Origin of the sequence: Sphingobacterium sp. PCS056 (assembly GCF_023273895.1) — a bacterium.
GTDB lineage: Bacteria > Bacteroidota > Bacteroidia > Sphingobacteriales > Sphingobacteriaceae > Sphingobacterium.
This window is the reverse complement of the sequence record NZ_CP096883.1, coordinates 3,023,096-3,049,022: the sequence shown is the minus strand read 5'-3', so window position 1 is coordinate 3,049,022 and position 25,927 is coordinate 3,023,096. Positions and strand designations below refer to the sequence as shown.

General features: G+C 40.2%; 21 protein-coding genes, 3 tRNA genes and 3 rRNA genes. 18 read left to right on the top strand and 9 right to left on the bottom strand.

The genetic code is table 11. The annotated features are described in order from the left end of the window. On the top strand, positions 1-1,509 hold the full coding sequence (glpK, locus tag MUB18_RS12600) for a glycerol kinase GlpK (protein WP_248753310.1): 1,509 nt from the start codon (positions 1-3) through the stop codon (positions 1,507-1,509). An 11-nt stretch (positions 1,510-1,520) separates the two neighbouring features. Beyond that, complete coding sequence (locus tag MUB18_RS12595; protein WP_248753309.1) at positions 1,521-2,249, top strand: MIP/aquaporin family protein; 729 nt, start codon at positions 1,521-1,523, stop codon at positions 2,247-2,249. Between the two features lie 770 nt (positions 2,250-3,019). Here MUB18_RS12595 and rrf read toward each other — a convergent pair. The 6 genes from rrf to MUB18_RS12565 all read right to left on the bottom strand — a co-directional run bounded on the left by rrf (position 3,020) and on the right by MUB18_RS12565 (position 9,337). Then, positions 3,020-3,131, bottom strand: a 5S ribosomal RNA gene (rrf, locus tag MUB18_RS12590). A gap of 110 nt (positions 3,132-3,241) precedes the next feature. Then, positions 3,242-6,130: ribosomal RNA gene (locus tag MUB18_RS12585) — 23S ribosomal RNA — on the bottom strand. Positions 6,131-6,356: 226 nt separating this feature from the next. Continuing rightward, positions 6,357-6,430: transfer RNA gene (locus tag MUB18_RS12580), tRNA-Ala, on the bottom strand. A 9-nt stretch (positions 6,431-6,439) separates the two neighbouring features. Beyond that, positions 6,440-6,516 (bottom strand) — tRNA-Ile (locus tag MUB18_RS12575). Between the two features lie 129 nt (positions 6,517-6,645). After that, a 16S ribosomal RNA gene (locus MUB18_RS12570) occupies positions 6,646-8,175 on the bottom strand. The 16S, 23S and 5S rRNA genes sit together here with 2 tRNA genes alongside, the layout of an rRNA operon. Positions 8,176-9,175: 1,000 nt before the next feature. After that, entirely contained in the window at positions 9,176-9,337 is a 162-nt protein-coding gene (locus MUB18_RS12565; RefSeq protein ID WP_248753308.1) for a hypothetical protein, read from the bottom strand. A gap of 81 nt (positions 9,338-9,418) precedes the next feature. Here MUB18_RS12565 and MUB18_RS12560 point away from each other — a divergent pair, with 81 nt between their 5' ends. From MUB18_RS12560 to MUB18_RS12545, 4 genes are all read left to right on the top strand, one after another. Next, a complete protein-coding gene (locus MUB18_RS12560; RefSeq protein ID WP_248753307.1) occupies positions 9,419-10,252 on the top strand; it encodes an AraC family transcriptional regulator in 834 nt (277 codons plus the stop codon). Between the two features lie 107 nt (positions 10,253-10,359). Next, a complete protein-coding gene (gene ygiD / locus MUB18_RS12555) occupies positions 10,360-11,244 on the top strand; it encodes a 4,5-DOPA dioxygenase extradiol (protein WP_248753306.1) in 885 nt (294 codons plus the stop codon). A 102-nt stretch (positions 11,245-11,346) separates the two neighbouring features. Then, entirely contained in the window at positions 11,347-11,634 is a 288-nt protein-coding gene (locus MUB18_RS12550; RefSeq protein WP_045752102.1) for a SelT/SelW/SelH family protein, read from the top strand. 73 nt (positions 11,635-11,707) lie between these two features. Beyond that, positions 11,708-12,169 carry a copper resistance protein NlpE gene (locus MUB18_RS12545; protein ID WP_248753305.1) on the top strand — a complete coding sequence of 154 codons (462 nt, stop codon included), beginning with the start codon at positions 11,708-11,710 and terminating at the stop codon, positions 12,167-12,169. Between the two features lie 82 nt (positions 12,170-12,251). Here the strand turns inward: MUB18_RS12545 and MUB18_RS12540 are convergent, their stop codons facing one another. Then, entirely contained in the window at positions 12,252-15,107 is a 2,856-nt protein-coding gene (locus MUB18_RS12540) for a M16 family metallopeptidase (protein WP_248753304.1), read from the bottom strand. An 88-nt stretch (positions 15,108-15,195) separates the two neighbouring features. On the opposite strand from MUB18_RS12540, the gene xerD reads away from it, so the two are divergent. From xerD to MUB18_RS12520, 4 genes are all read left to right on the top strand, one after another. Then, entirely contained in the window at positions 15,196-16,101 is a 906-nt protein-coding gene (xerD, locus tag MUB18_RS12535; protein WP_045752105.1) for a site-specific tyrosine recombinase XerD, read from the top strand. Between the two features lie 323 nt (positions 16,102-16,424). Next, positions 16,425-18,707, top strand: coding sequence for a TonB-dependent receptor (locus tag MUB18_RS12530; protein WP_262917497.1), 2,283 nt, complete (start codon positions 16,425-16,427; stop codon positions 18,705-18,707). Between the two features lie 14 nt (positions 18,708-18,721). After that, complete coding sequence (locus MUB18_RS12525) at positions 18,722-19,261, top strand: hypothetical protein (protein ID WP_094773398.1); 540 nt, start codon at positions 18,722-18,724, stop codon at positions 19,259-19,261. 73 nt (positions 19,262-19,334) lie between these two features. Further along, positions 19,335-19,406: transfer RNA gene (locus MUB18_RS12520), tRNA-Arg, on the top strand. A gap of 176 nt (positions 19,407-19,582) precedes the next feature. On the opposite strand, the gene MUB18_RS12515 is transcribed toward MUB18_RS12520, so the two are convergent. Further along, positions 19,583-20,050 carry a lipocalin-like domain-containing protein gene (locus MUB18_RS12515; RefSeq protein WP_248753302.1) on the bottom strand — a complete coding sequence of 156 codons (468 nt, stop codon included), beginning with the start codon at positions 20,048-20,050 and terminating at the stop codon, positions 19,583-19,585. 14 nt (positions 20,051-20,064) lie between these two features. After that, complete coding sequence (locus tag MUB18_RS12510; RefSeq protein ID WP_094773352.1) at positions 20,065-20,622, bottom strand: hypothetical protein; 558 nt, start codon at positions 20,620-20,622, stop codon at positions 20,065-20,067. Between the two features lie 45 nt (positions 20,623-20,667). On the opposite strand from MUB18_RS12510, the gene MUB18_RS12505 reads away from it, so the two are divergent. From MUB18_RS12505 to MUB18_RS12475, 8 genes are all read left to right on the top strand, one after another. Further along, positions 20,668-20,838 carry a hypothetical protein gene (locus MUB18_RS12505; protein ID WP_248753301.1) on the top strand — a complete coding sequence of 57 codons (171 nt, stop codon included), beginning with the start codon at positions 20,668-20,670 and terminating at the stop codon, positions 20,836-20,838. A gap of 186 nt (positions 20,839-21,024) precedes the next feature. Further along, entirely contained in the window at positions 21,025-21,150 is a 126-nt protein-coding gene (locus tag MUB18_RS21855; protein ID WP_262917496.1) for a hypothetical protein, read from the top strand. 225 nt (positions 21,151-21,375) lie between these two features. Further along, on the top strand, positions 21,376-22,227 hold the full coding sequence (locus MUB18_RS12500; RefSeq protein ID WP_248753300.1) for a methylated-DNA--[protein]-cysteine S-methyltransferase: 852 nt from the start codon (positions 21,376-21,378) through the stop codon (positions 22,225-22,227). 74 nt (positions 22,228-22,301) lie between these two features. Next, a complete protein-coding gene (locus MUB18_RS12495) occupies positions 22,302-22,916 on the top strand; it encodes an alpha-ketoglutarate-dependent dioxygenase AlkB family protein (RefSeq protein ID WP_248753299.1) in 615 nt (204 codons plus the stop codon). An 88-nt stretch (positions 22,917-23,004) separates the two neighbouring features. After that, entirely contained in the window at positions 23,005-23,868 is an 864-nt protein-coding gene (locus tag MUB18_RS12490; protein WP_094773349.1) for a helix-turn-helix domain-containing protein, read from the top strand. Positions 23,869-23,946: 78 nt separating this feature from the next. Continuing rightward, on the top strand, positions 23,947-24,657 hold the full coding sequence (locus MUB18_RS12485; RefSeq protein ID WP_248753298.1) for a siderophore-interacting protein: 711 nt from the start codon (positions 23,947-23,949) through the stop codon (positions 24,655-24,657). Positions 24,658-24,692: 35 nt separating this feature from the next. After that, complete coding sequence (locus MUB18_RS12480; protein ID WP_045755988.1) at positions 24,693-24,905, top strand: hypothetical protein; 213 nt, start codon at positions 24,693-24,695, stop codon at positions 24,903-24,905. A 408-nt stretch (positions 24,906-25,313) separates the two neighbouring features. After that, positions 25,314-25,874, top strand: a complete 561-nt coding sequence (locus tag MUB18_RS12475; protein ID WP_108159022.1) for a Crp/Fnr family transcriptional regulator — start codon at positions 25,314-25,316, stop codon at positions 25,872-25,874. The last annotated feature ends 53 nt before the right edge of the window (positions 25,875-25,927 follow it).

Here is a 25,927-nt window from a genome sequence, read left to right as displayed (position 1 = left end):
ATGAATACATCTGAATATATTTTGGCACTAGACCAAGGCACTACAAGTTCAAGAGCGATCGTTTTTTCAAAATCTGGAAAAATTGAAGCGGTAGCACAAAAAGAGTTTACACAAATTTATCCTGAATCAGGCTGGGTGGAACATGATCCCAAAGAAATCTGGTCTAGCCAACTCTCTGTATTTACAGAAGTCATGGCCAAGATGAAAATAACGCCGAAGAATATCAAAGGAATAGGAATTACCAACCAAAGAGAAACTACTATTGTTTGGGACAGAATAACAGGCGAACCCATCTATAATGCGATAGTCTGGCAAGACAGAAGGACTGCTGATTATTGTAAAAATATCGAAAAGCAAGGGTATGCAGATCTTATACAGAGTAAAACCGGCCTTCGAATAGATGCGTATTTCTCAGCATCGAAAATCAATTGGATTCTCGACAATGTTCAAGGAGCAAGAGAAAGGGCAAATGCAGGAGAACTCGCTTTTGGAACAGTTGATAGTTGGATTATTTGGAATTTAACAAACGGCGAAGTTCACGTTACGGATGTGTCCAATGCCTCGAGAACCATGCTATACAATATCGAAACCTTAGACTGGGATACCGAGCTTTTGACCCTATTCGATATTCCCGAACGCATGCTTCCAAAAGTGGCATCATCATCTGAAATTTATGGCCATACTTCAGGACAGATTCTCTCCAGCAAAGTGCCAATAGCTGGAATTGCAGGAGATCAGCAAGCGGCTCTTTTTGGACAAATGTGCACCGAAAAGGGGATGGTAAAAAACACCTACGGAACAGGCTGCTTCCTGTTGATGAATATAGGCTCCAAACCCATTCTGTCCAAAAATAATTTGGTAACCACCATTGGCTGGAAAATCGGTGATCAAGTGGTATATGCACTAGAGGGCAGTGTGTTTATAGGTGGAGCAGTAGTCCAGTGGTTGAGGGACGAATTAGGCATCATTAAAAATGCTCAAGAAATTGAAAAATTGGCAGAAAGTGTACACGATAGTAATGGCGTGTATCTCGTACCAGCTTTCTCCGGATTAGGAGCACCACATTGGAATCCGTATGCAAGGGGTACGATTTTAGGGATGTCTAGAGGAACAAATGCGGCACATATTGCTCGTGCTGCACTGGAAGGAATAGCCTTTCAGATTACAGATATATTAAGTGCTATGCAATCCGACGCACAAACGGATATCAAGGAACTCCGGGTAGATGGTGGCGCGAGTTCCAATAACTTTTTAATGCAGACCCAAGCTAATTTTTTAAATGTGGTTACCTTACGCCCAGAAGTCGTTGAGACAACCGCATTAGGAGCAGCATATCTAGCAGGTTTAGCCGTAGGATTTTGGGCAAATATTGAGGAAATATCGGAACAATGGAAAATAGATAGGACCTTTACGCCAATACCCGATCAATCTGTTAAAGAATCGCTTAAAGAATGGAAACGAGCTGTAGAAACAGTGAAATTTTGGGCCAATTATGATGTTAACCATTAAGAATAACTGATATGAATGCATTAATCGCAGAATTTATAGGTACAGCAGTGCTTATTCTATTGGGAGGTGGAGTCGTCGCAAACGTGGTCTTAAAAGACACAAAAGGACACAATGCCGGCTGGATGGTCATCAGTACAGGTTGGGCTCTAGCCGTATTTACAGGTGTTATCATCGCTGGTCCCTATAGCGGTGCACATATCAACCCAGCGGTCACATTAGCCAATTTGATATTAAATAAGATGACACTGATGCTAGGTATGCAATATATCCTGATGCAGGTGTTAGGTGCTATGTTTGGATCTTTTGTAGTTTGGTATATGTATAAAGATCATTTCGCACAAACCGATGATGCTGGTGCTAAAGAAGCTGTATTCTGCACAAGACCTGCTATTTTTAATCCTAAGATTAATCTGATCAGTGAAATCGTTGGTACTTTTGTATTAATATTTTCAATTTTACATTTTACTAATCCCACTACACACCAAGGTGAAACTTTTGGATTAGGTTCTATAGGAGCATTACCAGTAGGTTTCATCGTTTGGGCAATTGGCCTTTCATTAGGGGGAACTACTGGATATGCCATTAATCCTGCACGTGATCTAGGTCCAAGGATTGTACATGCTTTATTACCCATAAAAAATAAAAAATCCTTCCACATAGCCTATGCCTGGATACCTGTAGTAGGTCCACTTATTGGAAGCGCAATAGCGACTATTCTTTATTTATATATCACAACATAAGATGACATTACAGTTCATCATTAGTCGATAGTGATGATTTATGGTCAATCATGAGATATAGGCTAATCATCTTACAAGAGGTGATTAGCCTTTTTATATTAGAAAAAATCTAAAATCATTACTCATCAAAATGCTGACTACAAGGCTAATACTACTTCTCTGTTGTAAAAACTACCACCATACAACGCGTATTAGAATAAACCAGACGTATTGTTCATAAAATGGATTTAGTTTAAAATATAAAACTGATAAGGTAATTGGTCAAACCAGATCATATGAAAGCAAGAAACGCTCAAACAGATAATCGCTCAGGTAGTAAGCAAAATATCTCAGCAGCACCGCTCATGTAGATCCATTCAAAAAGAAACCATATCGCATAAAAACTGAATACAGAAACCAGTTTTAGAGTATTTCAGCAGGTGGGCTGTAAGCGTATTTCAAAAGCAGGAGTTGCCTGCCGTGGATATGGAGGATGAGCTTGAAGTGGAACCGTGCCGCCAATAGCCATATATAGAACCAGGTCGGACATGAAGGAGAAGAAATGTAAGTGTGCTGCGTCTGCAGTACTGCCGTAGCAAGTCGATATCTTTGGCTGTGAAATGGGTTATCTGCGGCAACAGCATCGTTCCGGAAGCAGCGGTATTGATTATACTGTAGCAGCGGAATGGCTTGTTCTAAAGCACCGGTATTGGGCTATGCTGCATCCGAAAGGGAGAAAAAGTTTAGCGCACAAAAAAGCCCCTGCTGTTTAGCAAGGGCTTCTGTATAAAAAAAGGCACCGACCTACTCTCCCACCTGTTACGGCAATACCATCGGCTCTGGCGGGCTTGACTGCTCTGTTCGGAATGGGAAGAGGTAGACACCGCCGATATAGGCACCTAAAATGTTTTTATTAGTCATAAGAATGAAATATACAATATCCCATCCAACATACTAATCTATAGACAATTGAAAGAAAAACTAAAAGAGGAAGACAACAGTGTCTGCGTTGCTTGAGAAAGCTTCGGGTGATTAGTATTGCTCAGCTATGATATCTCTACCTTTACACCTGCAACCTATCAACGTAGTAGTCTACTACGGCCCTATAAGGAAGTCTCATCTCGTGGCTAGTTTCGCACTTAGATGCTTTCAGCGCTTATCTATTCCCGACGTAGCTACCCAGCCGTACACCTGGCGGCATAACTGGTTTACCAGCGGTCAGTCCATCCCGGTCCTCTCGTACTAAGGACAGATCCACTCAAACTTCCAACGCCCACAACAGATAGGGACCGAACTGTCTCGCGACGTTCTGAACCCAGCTCGCGTGCCACTTTAATGGGCGAACAGCCCAACCCTTGGGACCTTCTCCAGCCCCAGGATGTGACGAGCCGACATCGAGGTGCCAAACCTCCCCGTCGATATGAGCTCTTGGGGGAGATCAGCCTGTTATCCCCAGCGTACCTTTTATCCTTTGAGCGATGGCCCTTCCATACAGAACCACCGGATCACTATGTCCGTCTTTCGACCCTGTTCGACTTGTTGGTCTCACAGTCAAGCAAGCTTATGCCATTGCACTCCGCGTACGGTTACCAAGCGTACTGAGCTTACCTTTGAAAGCCTCCGTTACCTTTTTGGAGGCGACCACCCCAGTCAAACTACCCACCAAACAATGTCCTCGGCATAACCGAGTTAGAAACCGAATACAGAAAGGGCGGTATTTCAAGGTTGATTCCATGACTCCTGGCGAAGCCACTTCAACATCTCCCGCCTATCCTACACATCCTGTACCCAATTCCAATGTTAAGCTATAGTGAAGGTGCATGGGGTCTTTCCGTCCCGTTGCGGGTAATCGGCGTCTTCACCGATACCACAATTTCACCGAGCTCATGGCTGAGACAGCGCCCAGATCGTTACACCATTCGTGCAGGTCGGAACTTACCCGACAAGGAATTTCGCTACCTTAGGACCGTTATAGTTACGGCCGCCGTTTACTGGGGCTTCGATTCAATGCTTCTCTTGCGATGACATCCCCTCTTAACCTTCCAGCACCGGGCAGGTGTCAGGCCTTATACTTCATCTTTCGATTTTGCAAAGCCATATGTTTTTGTTAAACAGTCGCCTGGGCCTTTTCACTGCGGCTTCTCCATTGCTGGAGGAAGCGCCCCTTCTCCCGAAGTTACAGGGCCATTTTGCCGAGTTCCTTAGCCATGATTCACTCGAGCACCTTAGGATTCTCTCCTCGACTACCTGTGTCGGTTTACGGTACGGGTTTTTATAACCTGAAGCTTAGCGGGTTTTCTTGGAAGTCTGTTTACCTGCTCTATCAGCGCCGCCGAAGCTTTGCTGTACTATTGGGTTTCAGCAGGGTCGGCGGATTTGCCTACCGTCCCTATACCTACGCCTTTTAACGAACTATTCCGTCAGTTCGCGGCAGTGTCACTACTCCGTCACCACATCGCAGTTATAAAAAGTACTGGAATATTAACCAGTTGTCCATCGGCTTACTCCCTTCGGATGCGCCTTAGGCCCCGACTAACCCTGATCCGATTAGCGTTGATCAGGAAACCTTAGTCTTTCGGTGGGCGGGTTTCTCACCCGCCTTATCGTTACTTATGCCTACATTTGCTTTTCTATCCACTCCACGGACCATTACCAGACCGCTTCGCCGTAAATAGAATGCTCCCCTACCAGACATACATATTTCAGTATGAATCCATAGCTTCGGTAATACACTTGATGCCCGTTTATTATCCACGCCCGATCGCTCGACTAGTGAGCTGTTACGCACTCTTTAAATGAATGGCTGCTTCCAAGCCAACATCCTAGCTGTCTAGGCAATCGGACCTCGTTAGTTCAACTTAGCGTATATTTAGGGACCTTAGCTGATGGTCTGGGTTCTTTCCCTCTCGGCCTTGGACCTTAGCACCCAAAGCCTCACTGCCGGCCATATCTTATAGCATTCGGAGTTCGTCTGGATTTGGTAGGATTTGACTCCCCCGCACCCAATCGGTAGCTCTACCTCTATAAGACTCCATGCCGACGCTGTTCCTAAAAACATTTCGGGGAGTACGAGCTATTTCCCAGTTTGATTAGCCTTTCACCCCTACCCTCAGGTCATCCGGAAACTTTTCAACGTTTATCGGTTCGGTCCTCCATTACATGTTACTGCAACTTCAACCTGCCCAAGGGTAGATCACAAGGTTTCGCGTCTACCTCATCTGACTATGCGCCCTATTAAGACTCGCTTTCGCTTCGGATACGTGGCTGAACCACTTAACCTTGCCAGACAAGAGTAACTCGTAGGCTCATTATGCAAAAGGCACGCCGTCACTGGACCTGCCAGCTCCGACCGCTTGTAAGCACACGGTTTCAGGTTCTTTTCACTCCTCTGTTCGAGGTTCTTTTCACCTTTCCCTCACGGTACTAGTTCACTATCGGTCTCTCAGGAGTATTTAGCCTTATCAGATGGTGCTGACAGATTCCCACAGGGCGTCTCCGACCCCGCGGTACTCAGGGTACTGCTAGGCTAGCATTCTATACGTGTACAGGGCTATCACCGTGTATCGCTGGGCTTCCCATCCCATTCCACTTCTGTTTGCTAATGCCACTTCGCAGCCCTACAACCCCAACCATGCCGTAACAAAGTTGGTTTGGGCTCTTTCCCGTTCGCTCGCCACTACTTGGGAAATCATTATTATTTTCTTCTCCTACGCCTACTTAGATGTTTCAGTTCAGCGCGTTCGCGTATTTTACAGCATACCTTCAGTATGCTAGGTTGCCCCATTCGGAAATCTTCGGATCAATCTCACATTTGCTAATCCCCGAAGCTTATCGCAGCTTATCACGTCCTTCATCGCCTCTGAGAGCCTAGGCATCCCCCGTGTGCCCTTATTTACTTTCTTCACCTCATAGCCCTTTTGCTACTATGGGTTGCTTTTTGATATATATAACCATGGTGCTACGCATTAATCCGTTCGGCCTTGACCGAGGGTCTTCATAATACATCAGACACACCACAGTATTGTCTCTACTGTTGTCTTCTCTTGTAATTTTTTTTCTTTCAATATGTCAAAGAACTCTTTGTATGCCTGTATATGAACGCAGTATCTTAGCGTCCGGGCAAACCTGTGGAGAATATCGGAGTCGAACCGATGACCCCCTGCGTGCAAGGCAGGTGCTCTAGCCAGCTGAGCTAATTCCCCGTGTATTTTTGGTAGTCCCGAGCAGATTTGAACTGCTGACCCCTACATTATCAGTGTAGTGCTCTAACCAACTGAGCTACGGGACTAGCTTATCTTTCTATCTCTCTGGACCATCCAATCAGGGATGGGCACATTTCTTCAAATGTTTTGTCTCTTGTTTGTTTCTTATATAAACCATGTGTGTACGTAACGAGCTTCAATCCTGAATGCTCTAGAAAGGAGGTATTCCAGCCGCACCTTCCGGTACGGCTACCTTGTTACGACTTAGCCCCAATTATCGGTTTTACCCTAACACGCTCCTTGCGGTTACATGCTTTAGGTACCCCCAACTTTCATGGCTTGACGGGCGGTGTGTACAAGGCCCGGGAACGTATTCACCGCGTCATTGCTGATACGCGATTACTAGCGAATCCAACTTCATGAGGTCGAGTTGCAGACCTCAATCCGAACTGTGAATGGCTTTTAGAGATTAGCACCATATTGCTATGTAGCTGCCCGCTGTACCATCCATTGTAGCACGTGTGTAGCCCCGGACGTAAGGGCCATGATGACTTGACGTCGTCCCCACCTTCCTCACAGCTTACGCTGGCAGTCTGTTTAGAGTCCCCACCTTAATGTGCTGGCAACTAAACATAGGGGTTGCGCTCGTTGCGGGACTTAACCCAACACCTCACGGCACGAGCTGACGACAGCCATGCAGCACCTAGTTTCGTGTCCCGAAGGACTGATCCGTCTCTGGATCATTCACTAACTTTCAAGCCCGGGTAAGGTTCCTCGCGTATCATCGAATTAAACCACATGCTCCTCCGCTTGTGCGGGCCCCCGTCAATTCCTTTGAGTTTCAATCTTGCGACCGTACTCCCCAGGTGGATAACTTAACGCTTTCGCTTGGACGCTTACTGTGTATCGCAAACATCGAGTTATCATCGTTTAGGGCGTGGACTACCAGGGTATCTAATCCTGTTTGATCCCCACGCTTTCGTGCATCAGCGTCAATACTAACTTAGTGAGCTGCCTTCGCAATCGGAGTTCTAAGACATATCTATGCATTTCACCGCTACTTGTCTTATTCCGCCCACTTCAAATAGATTCAAGTCCTACAGTATCAAAGGCACTGCGACAGTTAAGCTGCCGTCTTTCACCACTGACTTATAGGACCGCCTACGCACCCTTTAAACCCAATAAATCCGGATAACGCTTGGATCCTCCGTATTACCGCGGCTGCTGGCACGGAGTTAGCCGATCCTTATTCTTCAGGTACATTCAGCTTCCCACACGTGGAAAGGTTTATTCCCTGACAAAAGCAGTTTACAACCCATAGGGCAGTCATCCTGCACGCGGCATGGCTGGTTCAGAGTTCCCTCCATTGACCAATATTCCTTACTGCTGCCTCCCGTAGGAGTCTGGTCCGTGTCTCAGTACCAGTGTGGGGGATTCTCCTCTCAGAGCCCCTAGACATCGTAGCCTTGGTGGGCCGTTACCCCTCCAACTAGCTAATGTCACGCGAGCCCATCCATATCCTATAAATATTTGATCATAATCCGATGCCGGTAAATGATGTTATGCGGTGTTAATCTCTCTTTCGAGAGGCTATCCCCCTGATATGGGTAGGTTGCTCACGCGTTACGCACCCGTGCGCCACTCTCATGAAATTAAAGCAAGCTTTAATTTCAATCCCGTCCGACTTGCATGTATTAGGCCTGCCGCTAGCGTTCATCCTGAGCCAGGATCAAACTCTCCATTGTAAAATGAAGTGTAAGATCAAGACTATTTATAATAAATAGAATTGTCTTGTATTTTATTTCTAATTCTAAAATTGAACAGGTTGATTTTTTTAACTTTCGTTGTTTCTCAACACTACTCGTTACGTTACATGATTATATTTTTAAAGAACTTTCTTCGCTCCCGCATCTCGCTTCGGCTTTTATGATGTCGGCATTGCGCCGTTATCGGTCTTGTTTGTTTCCTCTTCGTTTCCGTTGGGACTGCAAAGGTAGAAATCTTTTTGGTATCTCCAAAATAAATGTGAAAATTTATTTTTTTTGTTTTCCTTTCGTTTCTGCGTTTAAACTAAATTAAACCCTTCTTTTTTCAGTGCTTCCCCTCTCGGATCAGCCGTTCCTCCCTTGCGGAGTGGTGCAAAGATAGGAACTTTTATCCTTCACTTCCTAATGTTTTCCGGAAATAGTTTACCGCGACACGGTAAAGGGCTATAAATGTGACCGATAATTTATCTGGATGCCGCCTGATGATCATGCTGGGTCGGATATGGATTACCTTTTGCTATGGATCACATCGTTAATTGGTCTGGGATCATCTGTGTGCGGACACGCCCGTCACCTGTCCATATATGGGTTCTTCACACAAATACTGCGTTACTCGGTTACTTCGTCACTCCGTTACTATGTTACCTAGTTACTCGATCACTGCGTTACCCTTTTATGTTACTGCTTTACTCCGTCACTAAATCACTGCGTTACTCGATCCCTCCGTTACTTTACCATATATACCAGATCCTAGAGACAAATTCTGACCAACTACATACCAACTTCACTATTAAATGGGGAATACACCAGACATTACTTAGGGTTTATAGGGGGTTAGTAGGGGCGTACCCCTACTAACCCCCTATAAACCCCCTGTTATCCCCCTACTATACCGGTATTAAATACGAAGTTGGTTAGAATTTGGTATGCTTTTATACTGGAACACGACATAGGTACATTGATTCTTATATATAACGTATTAAAAAAGATAATAATTTTGCACTTCTCTGATCACCCATACAGCCATAATGCCCCAGCATATGGATGTTCCATTGGTATAAACGATAAGAACTCGATCAATCATCATCAATAACAAGACATTTCCATCTAACCATGGACTATAATCAATCGGATGAATCATCGATCAGAGCGCATAAAAAATATAACGATTAAGATTATTGCATATTTTGTATAACTTTAAACTTAACAAATACAATAAGCGTTGAAGGAGATTTTCAAAATATACCAAGTTGATGAAGCAGAAGCAAACCGCATCGCTCATAGTGAGAATAACATTCATCAGCATGATTTCGAAGAACTCATTATTGGCCTTGAAGGAAAATTAGAACATTTTATTGATTTCAAATCTGAAATTTATGAAGCACCATTTATCAGTTTCGTAACCAAAGGAAAGACACATCGTGTGAAGCCCCACCTGACAGAGGGCAAATGTTTATTTTGGGTTTTAAGATTCAAAAGTGAATTTATTCCCGAAACCACTTTTCAACTTTATAATCATTTCCACGACCATGCTACTTTTAGCATCACATATTCAACTTGTTTTCAAAGGTTAACCCATATTGCTCAAATGATTGCCGACGAGATGCAGGAAGGACAAAGTGATCTTGGAATTGTTCGGCAACTGTTAAGTACGCTATTTACCATGATCGAGTCTGAATACAGAAAACAATATCCGGAAGGATTACCGACACTTTCCAACTCAAGTACTACTTTTAAAAATTTCCTAACGATTCTAGAAGAAAATTATCATCGTCCCGAATCCGTGAATTTCTATGCAGAAAAACTTTTCATGAGTGCACGCGGACTCAATCTGATCTGTCATCAGATATTACAGCAAAGTGTTTCTGAAATTATTGAAACCAGAAAATTAATTGAAGCTAAAAATTTGCTGATGAATACAGATAAAACCATATCGGAGATTGGTTTTGAATTAGGGTATACCGATAAAGCTTATTTTACAAATGTATTCAAGAAAAAGTCAAGTCAGACACCTAGTGAATTTAGAACGGACATGAAAAGCATTATTTCCAAATAACACAACATTCTTTCCAAAAAACAATACCCCGCTCCTGTAATCTCCCCGATATTTGTACTTATTAACGAATCACTTCAAATTAGCGAATCGGTATCAGGAGTACTAAAATGAATAGAAAAAAATTTATAACCGCTATGGCTGCATTACCACTAACAGGAGCTGCTTTAAAAGTAAGTTCCTTAAGAGAATTATCTCAAAACTTTGAGGCAACAGAAAAATTTCCAGTTTTGTTCTTAGGTCATGGAAGTCCAATGAATGCGATTGAAGAAAATGAGTTTGTCGATGGCTTTCGAAACATCGGGAAGACATTTGAAAAACCAACTGCCATTCTTGTTATTTCAGCACATTGGGAAACCCGGGGCACATTTGTCACCGCTATGGAAAACCCTCCTACTATTCATGATTTTGGTGGATTTCCACAGGCATTATTCGACGTGCAGTACCCTGCTCCGGGAAGTCCAGCTTTAGCTCAGGAGACCAAAAGGATTATTACCAAAACAGATGTGCTGCTCGATAACAAATGGGGCCTCGATCACGGAGCTTGGTCAGTGGTCAAACATCTATACCCCGATGCAGCTGTTCCGGTTATTCAAATGAGTATCGACTATACACAACCTGCATCATATCATTACGAACTTGCAAAAGAATTAGCTTCTTTGCGTCAAAAAGGAGTTTTAATAATCGGCAGCGGAAATATGGTCCATAATCTACGAATGGTCGCGTGGGATAAGTTAAACGAATCTGGTTTTGCCTGGGATTGGGCACTAGAAGCAAAGGAAAAAATGAAACAATATATCATGGAGGGCAATCACCATGCGTTAATTGACTTTAGAAATCAAGGAAAAGCATTTGATCTTGCCATTCCAACTCCAGAACATTATCTACCCTTGATTTACAGCCTAGCTTTAAAGGATAAACAAGACGATCTGTTCTTGTTTAATGACAGCTCTGTTGGAGGATCTCTGGCTATGACTTCCTTAAAAATTGGCTAATGATCAAAGATCTGTTAGCATGAGCTGAATGTCAAATTTTAAAATCTACACATATAAAAACAAAATCACTTATCTTCGCTATAGATTCGACCTTGCGTATTTATGAACACACAAAAACCAACCATTTCAATTGAGTACTGTCCAAAATGCAACTGGATGTTGCGGGCGGCTTATATGGCACAGGAGCTGTTAAGCACTTTTACAGAAGATATTCATGGGATCTTATTAATTCCAAGTGAAACTGCTGGAAAATATACCATATCAATTGATCTGCTCCCTTTATTTGACCGTAAAGATAGGGGTAGATTTCCGGAAGTTAAGGAATTGAAACAATTAATAAGGGACCACATTAACCCCGATAAGGATTTGGGGCACTCGGAAAGAAAATAAAAATTATTTTGTAGCTTTACTCAAGTGTAAATCTCAAAGACACATTTCTACAGGTTAATAGAATAAAAATAACATGAAAAAAAACATCATAAGTCTCTTGGTCATTGCAGCTATATTTTCGGCTTGTAACAGTCAAACACAACAGAAAGAAAGCTCCGGTAAAGATAGTAGTACCATTGTTGGTAAACAAGATAGCGTATCTTACGATGAACACAATACCAAAAACTCCGTGGATTGGGCGGGAACTTATGAAGGCACTCTTCCCTGCGCAGACTGTACGGGTATCCATGTTATCCTAACTTTAAATATGGACGGAACATATGAAAAATCTGAAGAATATCTTGAAAAAGGTAAACCTTTCAAAGAAACGGGGACTTTCACATGGACTCCTGATGGTGGCTCCATTATCTTAAAAGAGAAAGATGGCGAAAGCAAATACAAAGTTGGGGAAGGAATGATGAAGAAATTAGATATAGAGGGAAAAGAAATCAAAGGAGAATTAGAAGAATTCTACAACTTTAAAAAAATAAAATAATACTGGGTTTCTTTTAGTCAAAATATTGAAGCAAATAAAGCTCCTGAAATAATCAGGAGCTTTATTTGTTTTTAACAAGACCTTATTTTGCGTCGGGTAACAAAATAAACTCGAACATACGATCATCTTTTAGGTATTTATCCGCTACAGCTTTTACACTTTCTACGGATACTTGATTTAGATCATCTAATTTTCTCAAAATTTCAGTTACATCCTCCTGATTTTGGTATGATCCAGAAAGATATCCAACCCAAAAACCATTTTCTTTAAGCTGTAATTCCAATTGACGTTTCTGTTCGATTACGAATTTCTCGATATCTTCCTTAACAGGTCCATTTTTCTTTATTTTAGCGACTTCGTCAACCGCAGATTTTATCAAAACATCGACTTTATCTGGAGCGGTGCCAAAACCAATACCAAAAGTATAGCGACCACGTGGCAACTTACCGTAATTAGCCGATGCACCTACGCTGTAAACTCCACTTTCAGCTTCACGAAGACGTTCCAATAATTTAATGGTCAAGATACTTTCCAAAGCATCCATATTTATATTTTCATCTTCAGAGTAGGTATAGTCTCCATAATAAGCTAACTGTACAGAAGCTTTATCCTCTTTACCTTTTTGAACAACAACACGTTTTCCTTTTGCCGGCTCCACAATACCCAGATCTTTATAAGATTCTTTACGACCTAAATTAGGTAGGGCTGCAAGATAGTTCTCTAGATAAGGTTTGATTTCCTCCTCAGTAAAAGATCCTACAATCGTAAATGTAAAGTCGGATGCATCCGCAAATCGTTCTTTATAAATTTGGAAAGCACGATTTTTATCAATTGTCTTTACCAGTTCTGCCGTTGCATTTTTCCTTCTGACATTATCGCCATAAAGTGTTTCTTTTACTTTATCAGAGAATACATTCGATGGATTACTATCACGATTTTCCAAACTTCCTAGAGTACGGGTAATGATACTTTGATATACATCATCGTCCAATCGTGGTTCAGTAAAATATCCATAAATCAATTCAAAGGCATTTTTTAATCCCTCTTTATCAGAACTTCCATATAATCCTTCATATCGTTCGGAAATATAAGGCGTGATCCCAATATTTTTACCTGTCAGGTATTTTTGCAATTCTACATTATTCAGTTGTCCCAACCCACTTGCATCCACTAAGCCTGCTGCATTACTCGCAGAGTAATAGTCCGCATCAGGATATAGAGATGATCCACCTTCACTAAATGCAGAAATTCTTATTTCATCATTTTTGAAATTAGTAGGTTTCAAAATAACCTTCACGCCATTACTTAACGTCAGTTCCTTTACCTGGATATCTTTTAGCTCTTTTGCAGAAACAATAGTCCCTTTTATTGGCTCTTTAGACAATAGCGGCAATTTAGATACTTTGTCCTCATAGGCTGTCAGGTTTTGAGCCTCCACATCCTTTATCCACGTATTAATGATCTGCTCAGTCGGTAAAGTAGCCTTATCTTTTTCAGGCCCCATGATAATGACATCACGATTCAGGTCAGTGTAATATTTTGAAATCAATGCATTCACTTCTGTCAATGTCAATGTCGGCAAAAGCTGTTTCGTAATTTTGTAACTGTCATCGTTACTCAAAGCCGCATCATCCTTTAAAAAATTATTCAAATAACGATTAACATAGCTATCCGATTTCTTTTTACTTCTTTCCACATAAGAGGTTTCGTTGGCTTTATTCATAGCTATGATCGCTCTATCCAATTCAGATTGTGTAAATCCAAACTTTTGAATTCTTTCAAATTCGGTCATCATCTTTTTGAAACCAAGTTCCAGCTGATTTGGCTTTGGAACCACCATGAGCGAAAATACATCTAGGCCCGCGATGAAATCAGTTATACTACCTCCAGCTTGCATAAATGGCGCATCTGCTTGTTGCATAATTTCTGAAAAACGCTCACTCACCATCGTATTAAAAGATGAAATCAACAACTCCTTTCTATAGTCCTTTACGGTTACTGTTTTCTCGGATTTACTTTTAATCATGATTTGAGCTACCGTGTACGGCAATTCAGGATCGGTGATTGCAATAAATTGATTTTTGTTCAATAAATCAACATTGTATTTGGTACGCTCCAACTTTTTAGCAGGAGTTTTTAAATCAGAAAACAGGGCTTTTACGCGCGCTTCCATATCTTTAACATCGATATCACCAACAATAATGATCGATTGTAGATCTGGTCTGTACCAATCTTGGTGAAATTGACGGATAGTCTCCGGTTTAAAAGTCGTAATGATTTTTTCTGTACCGATTGGGATGCGCTTGGAATAGCGTGAACCATTTAAAACGATCGGAAAATATTGGTCCTGCAAACGTTGACCTACTCCTCTACCACCACGCATTTCTTGCATGACAATACCACGTTCCTTATCAATTTCATCGTCAGATAACAGAGCATCCTGCGCCCAATCGCGCATCACTTGTAAACCATTTTTCAATAGTTCTGGATCGTCAGATGGAATGGGCAATTGGTACACCGTTTCATCAAAACCGGTATAGGCATTTAAGTCAGAACCAAAACGTACACCTGCTTTTTGCAAGTAATTGACTAATTCATTTTTTGGAAAATGCTTCAGTCCATTAAAGTTCATATGCTCTAAAAAGTGTGCAAGACCTAACTGTTCGTCTGTTTCTAAAATTGAACCTACTTTATTAGCCAAATACATGGTTACCCTTTTTTCAGGCTCCACGTTGCGACGGATATAATAAGTAAAACCATTTTTCAGTTTACCTGTAACGACTTCATTGTCAAATGGAAGATTTTGATTCCAGCTGACGGTGTCTTGTGCTAAAATTGCTCTCGCTTCAGCACGGAATGCTGTTGCCGCTGTACTTGGGGTCGTACAATAGATGGCTGGCAACAAAAATGTTAATGCAATTGGTTTAATAAATCTCATTTTTTTGATTTACCTTAAGTTTTTAATTTAGTTTGTTTTATAAAATTAATGTTCGAAAGTACAATTAATCTGTTGTATTTTTGTCACGATGATAGAAGAAAATAATTGGGTGCATTTTAAAAGAGATTTTGCTCGTTTTTTGAAATTTGAGCGTGGTCTTTCCGAAAATTCTATTGAAGCGTATCTCAATGATGTTTCCAAGTTGGAAGTTTATAGTGAAGAAAATAATCTGGCAGTACAGCAAATAACCAGTAAAGATATCCAACGTTTTTTGATCTGGATAAATGGATTTGGTATCTCTCCATTTACGCAGTCACGTCTTTTATCTGGGCTCAAAACTTTCTATAATTTCTTGCTCTTGGAGTACGACTGGGAAAATAATCCCGTCGAATTGATCCAAGCTCCTCGCATAGCTCGAAAAATACCCGGCGTCCTCAATATCCAAGAAATTGATCAGCTGATCGATGCGATCGATTTATCGACTCCAGAAGGTATGCGCAATAAAACAATCCTAGAAGTACTATATGGTTGTGGTCTTCGTGTATCTGAATTGGTCAATCTGAAAATCTCGAACTTATACCTGGATATCGAATTTATCAAAGTCGAAGGAAAAGGAAATAAAGAACGCTTAATACCTATTGGTCGTCAAGCGATAAAATATTTAAAAATCTATATTAACGAAGTAAGAGCGCACATCAAAATCAAATCCGGTCAAGAAGATTTCGTTTTTTTAAATAAACGTGGTGCTGCGCTATCCCGTGTGATGGTTTTCATCGTCATCAAGGATCTCGCTTCAAAAATTGGTCTCCAAAAAAACATAAGCCCCCATACTTTTCGTCATAGTTTTGCTTCACATCTGGTCGAAGGGGGAGCAGATCTCCGCGCAGTACAGGATATGCTCGGGCATGAAAGTATTACAACGACAGAAATATACACCCATATCGACCGCGACTATTTGCAAAGTGTGATTACACAATATCATCCGCGTTCGTAAATAGCGTTTGATCCCCTATACCCAGAATAGTGCATTTATAACCTGGTTCTACGCTATTTTAGATATTTTATCAAACTAAATAAAATTAATATCGCTTCAAAAAGCTAAAGTTTGATATCTTCTTATCCCTTAACGATGGATGTCATAACTTCATATAACAGATATCCAAGCAGACTAAAAGCATTGATTTAAAGTCATATAACACGGTTTTAAAAATTTAACACAACAATGTTGCATTATAATTTTCAAATAATGCAACATTGTTGTATTTTTGACCCGTGATTAAATCAAGCATAACAAAACAACTCAGCATTTTTGCTATCATGGTACCGGCACTTCTAAGCATAGGTACCTCTCATACTTTATATGCACAACAAAGGACGGTAAGCGGAAAGGTAATTGACATGGGAAACACTGCCCCCATTCATGGCGCAAATATCCACTATGAAGGCCACAGAAAGCCTGTAACGACTAACTTTTCAGGTGAATTTAAATTTAACCCGGAGCGCAGCTTACCGCTAAAGTTGATAACTTCATTAGTGGGTTATGAAAATGACACCACCTATGTAAAAGACAATCAGCCCATTATCATACGATTGAAAAGAGATATTAAAAAACTTGCTGAAACGCAAGTGTATGGTTATCAAACTGCCGCGAAAACACAAATTGCACAGCAGGTAAATGCGTTGTCATTATCCGAAAACCGCAACCGTTCCTTAGCGGAAGTATTAAAAACAGTTTCTGGTGTGCAGCTGCTACAGACAGGTTCTACGATCAGCAAGCCCATTATTAATGGTCTTTATGGAAATCGTTTAGCCATATTGAATGATGGGATGAAATTAGAAAGTCAACAATGGGGAAATGACCATGCACCAGAAATTGATGTTTACGCAGCACACTCCATTACTGTCTTGAAGGGAGCAGAAAGCCTTCGATATGGAGGAGAAGCTTTAGGTGGTGCTGTTTTACTGTCATCCAAACCTTGGAACAAAGTTGATAGTATTAGGGGACAAATCAGTGTCAATGGATTTACCAATGGCAAAGGTATGCAGGGAGCATTGAACTTAGAAGGTAATTCTCCTATCCCGGGTTTAAAATGGACCTTGAATGGAAATTATACCAAAAGTGGGAATAGAAAAACTCCAGACTACTACCTCAACAATACAGGACAACGCATTTACAATTTAAATGCCGCTGTTGATTATCAATACAAGAATGCCAATGTTGAAGTTTCCTATAAGCAATATCATAATGAAGCAGGTATATTGTCATCAACCCATATCGGAGATTTAGCTTCGTTTCAAGAACGTATTGCTTATGGACGTCCCTACCCTAGTGAAATATTCGGATTCTCATACGGTATCGAAGCGCCACGTCAAGAGGTCAAACACGATGTACTTCAATTGGCCTATAACCAACAATTGAGCAGTGACAAAACATTATCCATAAAATATGCTTTCCAAAACAATCACCGCAAGGAATATGATAAAAGACGGGCGGGTCGCAGTGCTACTCCTAGCATGGATATGATTTTGCGCTCGCATGCGCTAGATGTATCCTATACCGTGGAAGGTATCGACCAAAAACTCATCACAGGACTGCAAGCACAGACACAGGTCAATAATAATGTTGTCGGCACATTCAATACACCATTGATTCCTAATTATAGTGCAGTCAACATCGGGGCATATGGTATCTACCAATGGCAAAGAAATCGACTGGCTTACGAACTGGGAGCGCGTTATGATTTCAAAAACTTTGATGCGGCAGGATATGATTTCTATGGTAAGCCTTATGGAGGAGACAATCAATTTCACAACCTATCGACCAATCTGGGTGTATCCTATTCTATCGATAACCACATGGTTTTAAAATCAAATCTAGGACTGGCATGGAGAGCACCTTCTGCACAAGAATTATACAGTCAAAACATACATCAAAGTACGGCAAGGTACGAAAGAGGTGACGCGAGTTTAAAAGCAGAAAAAGGTTTGAAATGGATCACAAGTTTAAATATTCATGAAAAGAAAAATTTCTTAAATATCGATGTCTATGCCAACTTCATTAATCATTACATCTATGTGAAACCCACTTCTGAATACATACAAAATCTTTCAGGTACTTTTCCGATTTGGCAATACAGCCAAAACAATGCGCTACTAACAGGAATCGATATACAAGGAAGATACCTCATTAAAGAAAATTTAGAATATAGTGCCAATTCCTCTTTCATCTATGCGCGAAATTTAGATGATCATAATTATTTGCCCCTTATTCCTCCTCTTTCTTATACCCATGAAATAGCCTATTTAGTAAAAGGAAATCATAACTGGATGAAAGATTTAAAATTTGCGTTGGGCCAAGAGGTTTATGCCAAGCAATTTATGTCTACCGCAAGTATGGAAATGGCTTCTCCTCCGCCGGCATATCAATTAATAAATGGATCAATAAGCCTAGGTTCCCTGCTCGGAAACAATAAATTGCAGACACGCTTACTGGTGGAAAATCTATTGAATAGCAAATACAAATCTTATACAGATCTATTCCGTTATTACAGTCACGGAGTGGGCCGAAATGTACAACTAACAATCAATTACACATTTTAATAAATATAACGATCATGAAAAAAATCATTAACAGCAGCAAATTAATCTTAGTCGCAGCCGTACTCCTTTTCAACTCATGTAAGAAAGATGACCCTGTCCACGAACATGATAATGAGGAAATGAAAACGATGACCTTAACATTTACGGAAAAAACCACCAATGCATCAGTAGTTGTTAGTATAGATGCAACAGATAAAGAAACTAAGGTCCTAAATCTGAAAAAAGGAAACTACGATATGAATCTAAAATTATATGATTTTGATGGCCATGAGGTTCAACAAGAGATCGCTGACGATGCAGATGAACATCAATTTTTCTTCGTAGGTCCTACTCAGGAACAGATCAACTTTACCTACTTGGATAAGCAAGTCGGTTTACAAAGTAATTGGAAAGTATTGCAAACCGCGAGTAATATTCCGATGAAAATTGTCTTGATGCATGGTTTACGCAAATCCGCTGTAACAGCAGCAGATTGGAACAATAAGAACTACCAAATACTAGGTGGCGGAACTCCAGATATCGCCGTAAACTTAACTTTAAATCTTATTGACTAAAGATGAGAGCGTTGGCAAGAGATTGTAATTAGCTATTTTGATTTTTCATGAAATAGTATATCTTTGCTAGCATGTCCCTGTAGTTTAATGGATAAAATTGCAGATTCCGGTTCTGTTGATATGGGTTCGACTCCCTTCGGGGACACAAAAGGAGGCACTTTAGATAAGTTGTCTCCTTTTTTATGCAAAAAAACTATAAACCACCCTGTTAAAGTATATTCATCTAGCGTTCTAAATTTTCAATTAAACCCTATCATATTCGTTTACCAATTCCTCAAAAAAGACCACCATACCTTGACATTGCAACCGTTTTCATTTGAATCAATTTTTGGGTTTTAAATTTTCTGCTCTTTTCCATTTAAGTTGATGTACAACTTCTTTTCCCTCGGACAGGAAGGATTTACCGCTTTCTAAAAACAGATATTCATTTTCAAAACGTATGATCCTATTTTGTGTTTGACCTGTCCAATTCGGAAAAAGAGAAATATACATGACATGGCTTAATGTCTGTTCGTTCTGATCAGCAGTAAAAGGCCCTGAATATGCTAAATAGGTGGATCCCTCCTGCCTGTATTCTTCTGCTGTAGCTCCAGTCCAATGTTCCTTTTTAAAGTTCTTGCGATCTGGATTCATGATCTGAGCAGACATATAACCATCAGGATTATACATGATCAGACCTTTTGGCATTTCACCCATGGGGTAGGAAATGCTCCCACTTTCGAGCGCTACTTCTTGCAATTCCACTAAGGTCCAGGTACCGATCAATTTTTCAAATAATGTCTTTTCCATCTTAAACATTTTTTTTAAAAAGGTTGATTGTATTTTCCTGTTATGGCCTTATTTTCGATACTTTTAGCAAAGTTCGGTGTCTCTTCATGATTGTGGGCATCTGAAGCAGCCTGTCTTGCTGCTGCTGCATCGGAAAGATTGATTCCATTTTCTTTGATATAAGCCAGCATCTCTGGAGTAGCTGTAGCGTGGATCTCATTGGTATAAAGACAAGTATTATCGTCAATTCTGGTAGCCCTAAGTTCCCAAAGTACCTGTACTTTTGTACGCCCCCCTTTAGTGATTGAATCTGAAATCGACAGCATTCGACAGTATGCCGGTTCATGGACAACAGCTACGTAGTGCTGTACCATTAATGCGTCTCCTATTGTTTCGACATTAAGTGAAACGGGTTCTCCATCAAACGTTGTAGAGATTGCAGCAGCGATATGCTGTGTTGAGCATCTTTGGTATTCTGCATCAGGTAGGTTCAATAACCAGTCTGCAATATTTACCTTTTCGATAGGTGCATGAATGATCGCTGTTACTGATGAGTGTGATAATGCATTTTCTGAGGTTTGAATAATTTCCATAATACTAATTTTTGAATGATTGATTTGTTTTACTGATGTAAATCTATGCCTATTTACCGTCCGTCGAATTCACTATCCATCGGACAGGCACAAACTATCGTTGAAAAAGGAATATTGATCGGTGAGGTAATGGTTTCCGTGGACTCCGTAAAATCGGCGACAATCAGCGTTCTCCGATCTATTTCAACCTATCTCAATCCACTGCTTGAAATATAGCTCATCTCCAATCGCTAGGAAACACGTTTTACCGGCTCATAAATTGAACGGTATTTTTTTTACAAATTTGATTGGATCGTAGGCCTCTCTTAATATTCACCTGCTAAAAAGATCCCAAATGAATTGCTATTTTGCTTTTTATACACTATTGAGAATGGGCAAATCATCATTTAGCAAGAAAAATTTATGAACATAGCTCCGAAAGGTTACGGTTTTTGTAACTTAGACAAGGGAACTTATCTGGATTTCTTGTTTGTTGATCAAAATGAGGAGGGGACTGTCAGGTTGGCAATCACTTATATCGTTGGGTAGGAATTGAATTAAAAAATGAAATGCCAGCAAGATACCCCCCGGATGTAAGCTATATTGCTAAAACTTTTTTGAATGCGCAGCGCACAAGGATTATATAAAAGGTTGTGTTGTTCAAGCAGCATCCAATTGATGATCATGTGGTAAGGGAGATCGGCTAAAAGTCAGCATGTTTCGGATTGTAAAAAATCAAAATCATATTGAAATTTGTGAATAAATAAAAATGGAATGGAAACACAAGCAAGTTTAAATTACAATCGAATCGCCTCCGCCATCGAATATATACAACATCATTTTAAGGAGCAACCTAATCTTGATGAGGTCGCTGCGCAGATTCACCTAAGCCCATCCCATTTTCAACGGCTCTTTACGGAATGGGCAGGTACAAGTCCTAAAAAGTTTTTGCAGTACATCAGCATTCAATATGCTAAAAAATTACTGAATGAAAACAAGGGGCTTACTCTATTTGATACAGCATACGAGACGGGGCTTTCCAGTACAAGCCGTCTACATGATTTATTTATCAATATTGAAGGGATGAGCCCTGCTGAATATAAAAATGGCGGTCAATTTCTACATATTAATTATCGCTTTGCAGATAGTCCATTTGGCAAACTTATCGTTGCATCCACGACAAAAGGGGTCTGTTATATAGCATTTGAAAATAATGAAACAAAAGCTTTTCAGGATCTCCATGCTAAATTTCCGAATGCTGTATTTAATCACCATGAAGATGAGCTGCAGGAAAATGCTCTTTATATTTTTCAAAATGATTGGTCTGCGCTATCGGAAATTAAGCTACACCTCAAGGGAACTGATTTCCAGCTGAAGGTTTGGGAAAGTTTACTAAAAATTCCTATGGGAAAGCTGACGACTTATGGTACCATTGCCCAACAGATCGGAAATCCAAAAGCGTCACGTGCAGTTGGCACCGCAATTGGGAGTAATCCGGTTGCTTTTCTTATCCCCTGCCACCGCATTATCCAATCTTCTGGCATTACGGGAGGATATATGTGGGGACCGACAAGGAAAACTGCCATAATAGGTTGGGAAAGTGCTCGAACAGAAGATCAATGGTAAAAATCCCGTTTACACATCGTCCTTTATAAGGGTGCAAACTTAACATAAATAAAAAAAAAGCATAAATTAACGATATGGAATTATTCGCTTACCCTGTAGATAGCTCAAAAAATTGGCTTCCAAAAGATGGTACTGTACATTATTATGGTCCAATCGTGGATATGGAAACTGCCAATCGCTATTATGAAAAATTATTAGCTGCTATCGAATGGCGCCATGATGAGGCTGTTATTTTTGGCAAACATATAGTGACCAAAAGAAAGGTTGCATGGTACGGGGAAAAAGCTTTTGAATACACCTATTCGAATATAATAAAGCGCGCACTACCGTGGTCAAAAGAGTTGTTGGAATTGAAAGTTTTAATTGAAAAAATGACTGGTGAGACTTTTAACTCTTGCTTGCTCAATCTCTATCATAACGGGGATGAAGGTATGGCCTGGCATAGTGATGGCGAAAAAGATCTAAAGAAAAATGGGGCTATCGGCTCCTTGAGCTTTGGTGCCGTGCGTAAATTTGCTTTCAAACATAAACAAACGAAAGAGCATGTCGGATTGACCTTAGAACATGGTAGCTTGCTGGTGATGAAAGACGAAACTCAATCCCATTGGCTACATCGGCTTCCTCCAACAAAAAAGATCCATACCCCGAGGATTAACCTCACTTTCAGAACTATTGTAGAGCAAAAATAAACGGTGCCCACCAATCTTTAATATTTCTCGTATTTTTGCTTCTCTTAGCTGTGACAGTAATCAGGTTTAAAGATATACACATCCAATCATGCGTCAAAAAAATAAGTCCATCCCTATAAAAACAATGACTGCTGAATTCAGCTCTGGAATCAGTATGGGCAAAGCACACTTTGATGAACAGGATATCATGAATCTGGATGAAGTCAGACGATCACACCGTGATAACTACCATTCGTTCTTCTTGTTAGAAAATGGAACTACGGTAATCGAAATAGATTTTCAACAATATACTGTAAAGCCATTTTCTATTCTATATATACATCCACATCAGGTACATCGTATTGTTGCTCTGACAAGTGTGAACGGTAGTTTTTTGAGGATCAATAGTGAACATATAAATCCAGAATACCTCCATTTGTTAGAAGAGCTGGCTCCCCTCAAACCTCTAATGGTTCAAGAAGATATCTTTTCTATCCTAGCCAATAGTGCATCGCTATGTCTTAACCTATCTGAACGAAAAAATCAGCAATTGTATCACTCCTTATTAAAAGACAGCTGCAATACCTTGATTGGACTGCTCACTTCAGTATACCTAGAAGGCTCCACACCTATTGACAAGCTTTCTAGATCAGAGCAGATTACTAAAGCTTTCAAAGCTGCATTACAGCGAGACTTTGTATCGATAAAGCGGCCTTCGGCTTATGCTTTGATCCTCAATATCTCAACCTCTTATTTGAATGAATGTGTAAAAGACAGTACTGGCCAGCCGGTATCCTATCATATTCAGCAGCGCATTATTTTAGAAGCCAAGCGACTGCTTTACCATTCTGACCAATCGGTAAAAGAAATTGCTGACACGTTGGGTTTCGAGGATTATGCCTACTTTTCCAGACTTTTCACTAAGGCAACTGGAATGTCAGCCCTATCCTTTAGGAATAAAAACCGCGATTAGTCCAATACACTCTTTCTTTACTCCATTGTTTACACTGTAAATTCGATGTTCCTTTGTAATGAACTAAAAAGGAATACCATGATATCAACAATACCCAAATGGGCAGGAAAACTATTAGAAAGTGTCGTCGGACAGCGCGCCGAAGTCATATACGCCACTTACCTTAGCCCGTATCTTAAAAAAGTACGCTTCCGGAGTAATATTGCTCATATGAATTTTCAGATAGGCTATGCCAGTGTCATACGTGTCAATGATATCGAATATCGTAATTACACCATTGCCTATCACGATATCCGTACGGGTATCCTGGATATTATATTCCATCTTCACGACAATGGTCCTGGTAGCCAATACGCCCATAGCTTGAACATAGGTGATCAACTTTATATCAGTAGCCCAAGAGGACGTAAGGTATATCAGCAGAAGATCAAACATCAGTTTTTTTTTGGAGATGAGACATCGTTAGGGTTAGCCTGCTCTTTACTTCCTATGTTAAAGCAAAACAAACATTTATTTCAATTTTATCTGGAATTGGACGATGAAAATAAAGAGGTTCCAGCATTATTAGGCTTGGAAAATTATCAGATATTCCCAAAAAATGGATCATTCTCGCATGAGAAATGGATAGCTGATCTTCCCATATTCTATGATGAGGAATGGTTAGATGCGAGCTATATACTGGTCGGCAATGTCATTTCTATCCAGACATTTCGAAAAGTTCTTAAAAACAAAGGCGCGAAACGCATATCGGCACAGGGCTATTGGTTGCAAGGAAAGAAAGGACTATAACAGATTATATTTAAAAAACTAAAACAACGAGCCATATGATTTATGTATTTAAGACATCAGTTGAAACTGAAAAAGATATTCTTGACTTAGCATACGATCTTACTGCGTACTGTACCCCCGGTAAATGGAATTTCGACTTACAGGATTGCGATCGTATCTTACGTATTGATACGCAAAAGCAAAATGCAGCGTCCATCATCTCACTCTTGCAGAATAAGGGTTTTAACTGTGAAGAGTTACCCTACTAGTCCATTGACAATAGGCAATCATAAATTCCATATCCCGGATATTGACCTGATTATTTGATCATGATCAGATCAATCTTATTTTGTGCTGTTCCAACTTAAAAAAAACAGAAAGTGCATGAACAATACCAGGATTCAAACGATCCCGATAAGGGATCAACAGTTAAGATATGGGGATAAAAATTGTTTTTCACTACGTCCTATCCCTATAAGGATGATGTAAATGAGATATCATGCATATAATATTATAAATCTGAGTAATTTTGTTATTGTAGTTGCAAACAGAAGCTCATATATAGATATTGGCTTATAAGGCTTCAAATTTAGCGCTTACATACATAAAGTGATATTTTGGAACAAGGGTATAGAGATATTCTGAATATTTTAATAGGTAAGGAAGTAACAAAAAATATGAATCTTTTAATTCAACAACTAAAAAAATATGGAGCAATTCATGATGATCTTGAGCAAGAACTGTTAAGTAGAACTAAATTCATGACCAAACAGAAGGGGGATTTTTTTCTTAAACAAGGTCAGGTTGTATCCAATATGTTTGTTATCGAAAACGGACTTGTTCGTGCATTTTACAATAAAGAAGGTCGAGAAATTAATGTTTGGTTTGGTATTGAAAATACCATATTAGGTTCGGTGATTCCACTTTTCTTTAATCTTCCCTCCCAAGAAAGTATTCAGTTTTTAGAAAATTCTTCCATTTACTACATCTCAAGAGAAGATATGAATGAGCTGTACCAAAAGTACCATCAGATGGAAACCATTGGTAGAAAATTAGCGGAAGAATATTGTAAAATATTAGAGGAGCGTGCCATTTCACTACAGACAGAATCTGCGGAGGAGCGTTACAACACGTTGTTGAAGAATGAAACAGAAGCCTCTTTACGGATTTCTTTGGGACATATCGCCTCCTACTTGGGCATTACGCAGGAAACATTAAGTCGTATTCGAAAAAAATAATTACGTACTACCTGGTACTTGATAACTGAATTTGATCTATATCAAAAAAACTC

What these genes read in the sequence shown, in the direction of transcription:
- MUB18_RS12495 (WP_248753299.1), top strand. Translation starts at nt 22,302, where the DNA reads ATGGAATTATTCGCTTACCCTGTAGATAGCTCAAAAAATTGGCTTCCA.
- xerD (WP_045752105.1), top strand. Translation starts at nt 15,196, where the DNA reads ATGATAGAAGAAAATAATTGGGTGCATTTTAAAAGAGATTTTGCTCGT.
- MUB18_RS12510 (WP_094773352.1), bottom strand. Translation starts at nt 20,622, where the DNA reads ATGGAAATTATTCAAACCTCAGAAAATGCATTATCACACTCATCAGTA.
- MUB18_RS12500 (WP_248753300.1), top strand. Translation starts at nt 21,376, where the DNA reads ATGGAAACACAAGCAAGTTTAAATTACAATCGAATCGCCTCCGCCATC.
- MUB18_RS12490 (WP_094773349.1), top strand. Translation starts at nt 23,005, where the DNA reads ATGCGTCAAAAAAATAAGTCCATCCCTATAAAAACAATGACTGCTGAA.
- MUB18_RS12595 (WP_248753309.1), top strand. Translation starts at nt 1,521, where the DNA reads ATGAATGCATTAATCGCAGAATTTATAGGTACAGCAGTGCTTATTCTA.
- MUB18_RS12545 (WP_248753305.1), top strand. Translation starts at nt 11,708, where the DNA reads ATGAAAAAAAACATCATAAGTCTCTTGGTCATTGCAGCTATATTTTCG.
- MUB18_RS12480 (WP_045755988.1), top strand. Translation starts at nt 24,693, where the DNA reads ATGATTTATGTATTTAAGACATCAGTTGAAACTGAAAAAGATATTCTT.
- ygiD (WP_248753306.1), top strand. Translation starts at nt 10,360, where the DNA reads ATGAATAGAAAAAAATTTATAACCGCTATGGCTGCATTACCACTAACA.
- glpK (WP_248753310.1), top strand. Translation starts at nt 1, where the DNA reads ATGAATACATCTGAATATATTTTGGCACTAGACCAAGGCACTACAAGT.
- MUB18_RS12540 (WP_248753304.1), bottom strand. Translation starts at nt 15,107, where the DNA reads ATGAGATTTATTAAACCAATTGCATTAACATTTTTGTTGCCAGCCATC.
- MUB18_RS12550 (WP_045752102.1), top strand. Translation starts at nt 11,347, where the DNA reads ATGAACACACAAAAACCAACCATTTCAATTGAGTACTGTCCAAAATGC.
- MUB18_RS12525 (WP_094773398.1), top strand. Translation starts at nt 18,722, where the DNA reads ATGAAAAAAATCATTAACAGCAGCAAATTAATCTTAGTCGCAGCCGTA.
- MUB18_RS21855 (WP_262917496.1), top strand. Translation starts at nt 21,025, where the DNA reads ATGAACATAGCTCCGAAAGGTTACGGTTTTTGTAACTTAGACAAGGGA.
- MUB18_RS12505 (WP_248753301.1), top strand. Translation starts at nt 20,668, where the DNA reads ATGCCTATTTACCGTCCGTCGAATTCACTATCCATCGGACAGGCACAA.
- MUB18_RS12515 (WP_248753302.1), bottom strand. Translation starts at nt 20,050, where the DNA reads ATGGAAAAGACATTATTTGAAAAATTGATCGGTACCTGGACCTTAGTG.
- MUB18_RS12485 (WP_248753298.1), top strand. Translation starts at nt 23,947, where the DNA reads ATGATATCAACAATACCCAAATGGGCAGGAAAACTATTAGAAAGTGTC.
- MUB18_RS12530 (WP_262917497.1), top strand. Translation starts at nt 16,425, where the DNA reads ATGGTACCGGCACTTCTAAGCATAGGTACCTCTCATACTTTATATGCA.
- MUB18_RS12565 (WP_248753308.1), bottom strand. Translation starts at nt 9,337, where the DNA reads ATGATTCATCCGATTGATTATAGTCCATGGTTAGATGGAAATGTCTTG.
- MUB18_RS12475 (WP_108159022.1), top strand. Translation starts at nt 25,314, where the DNA reads ATGAATCTTTTAATTCAACAACTAAAAAAATATGGAGCAATTCATGAT.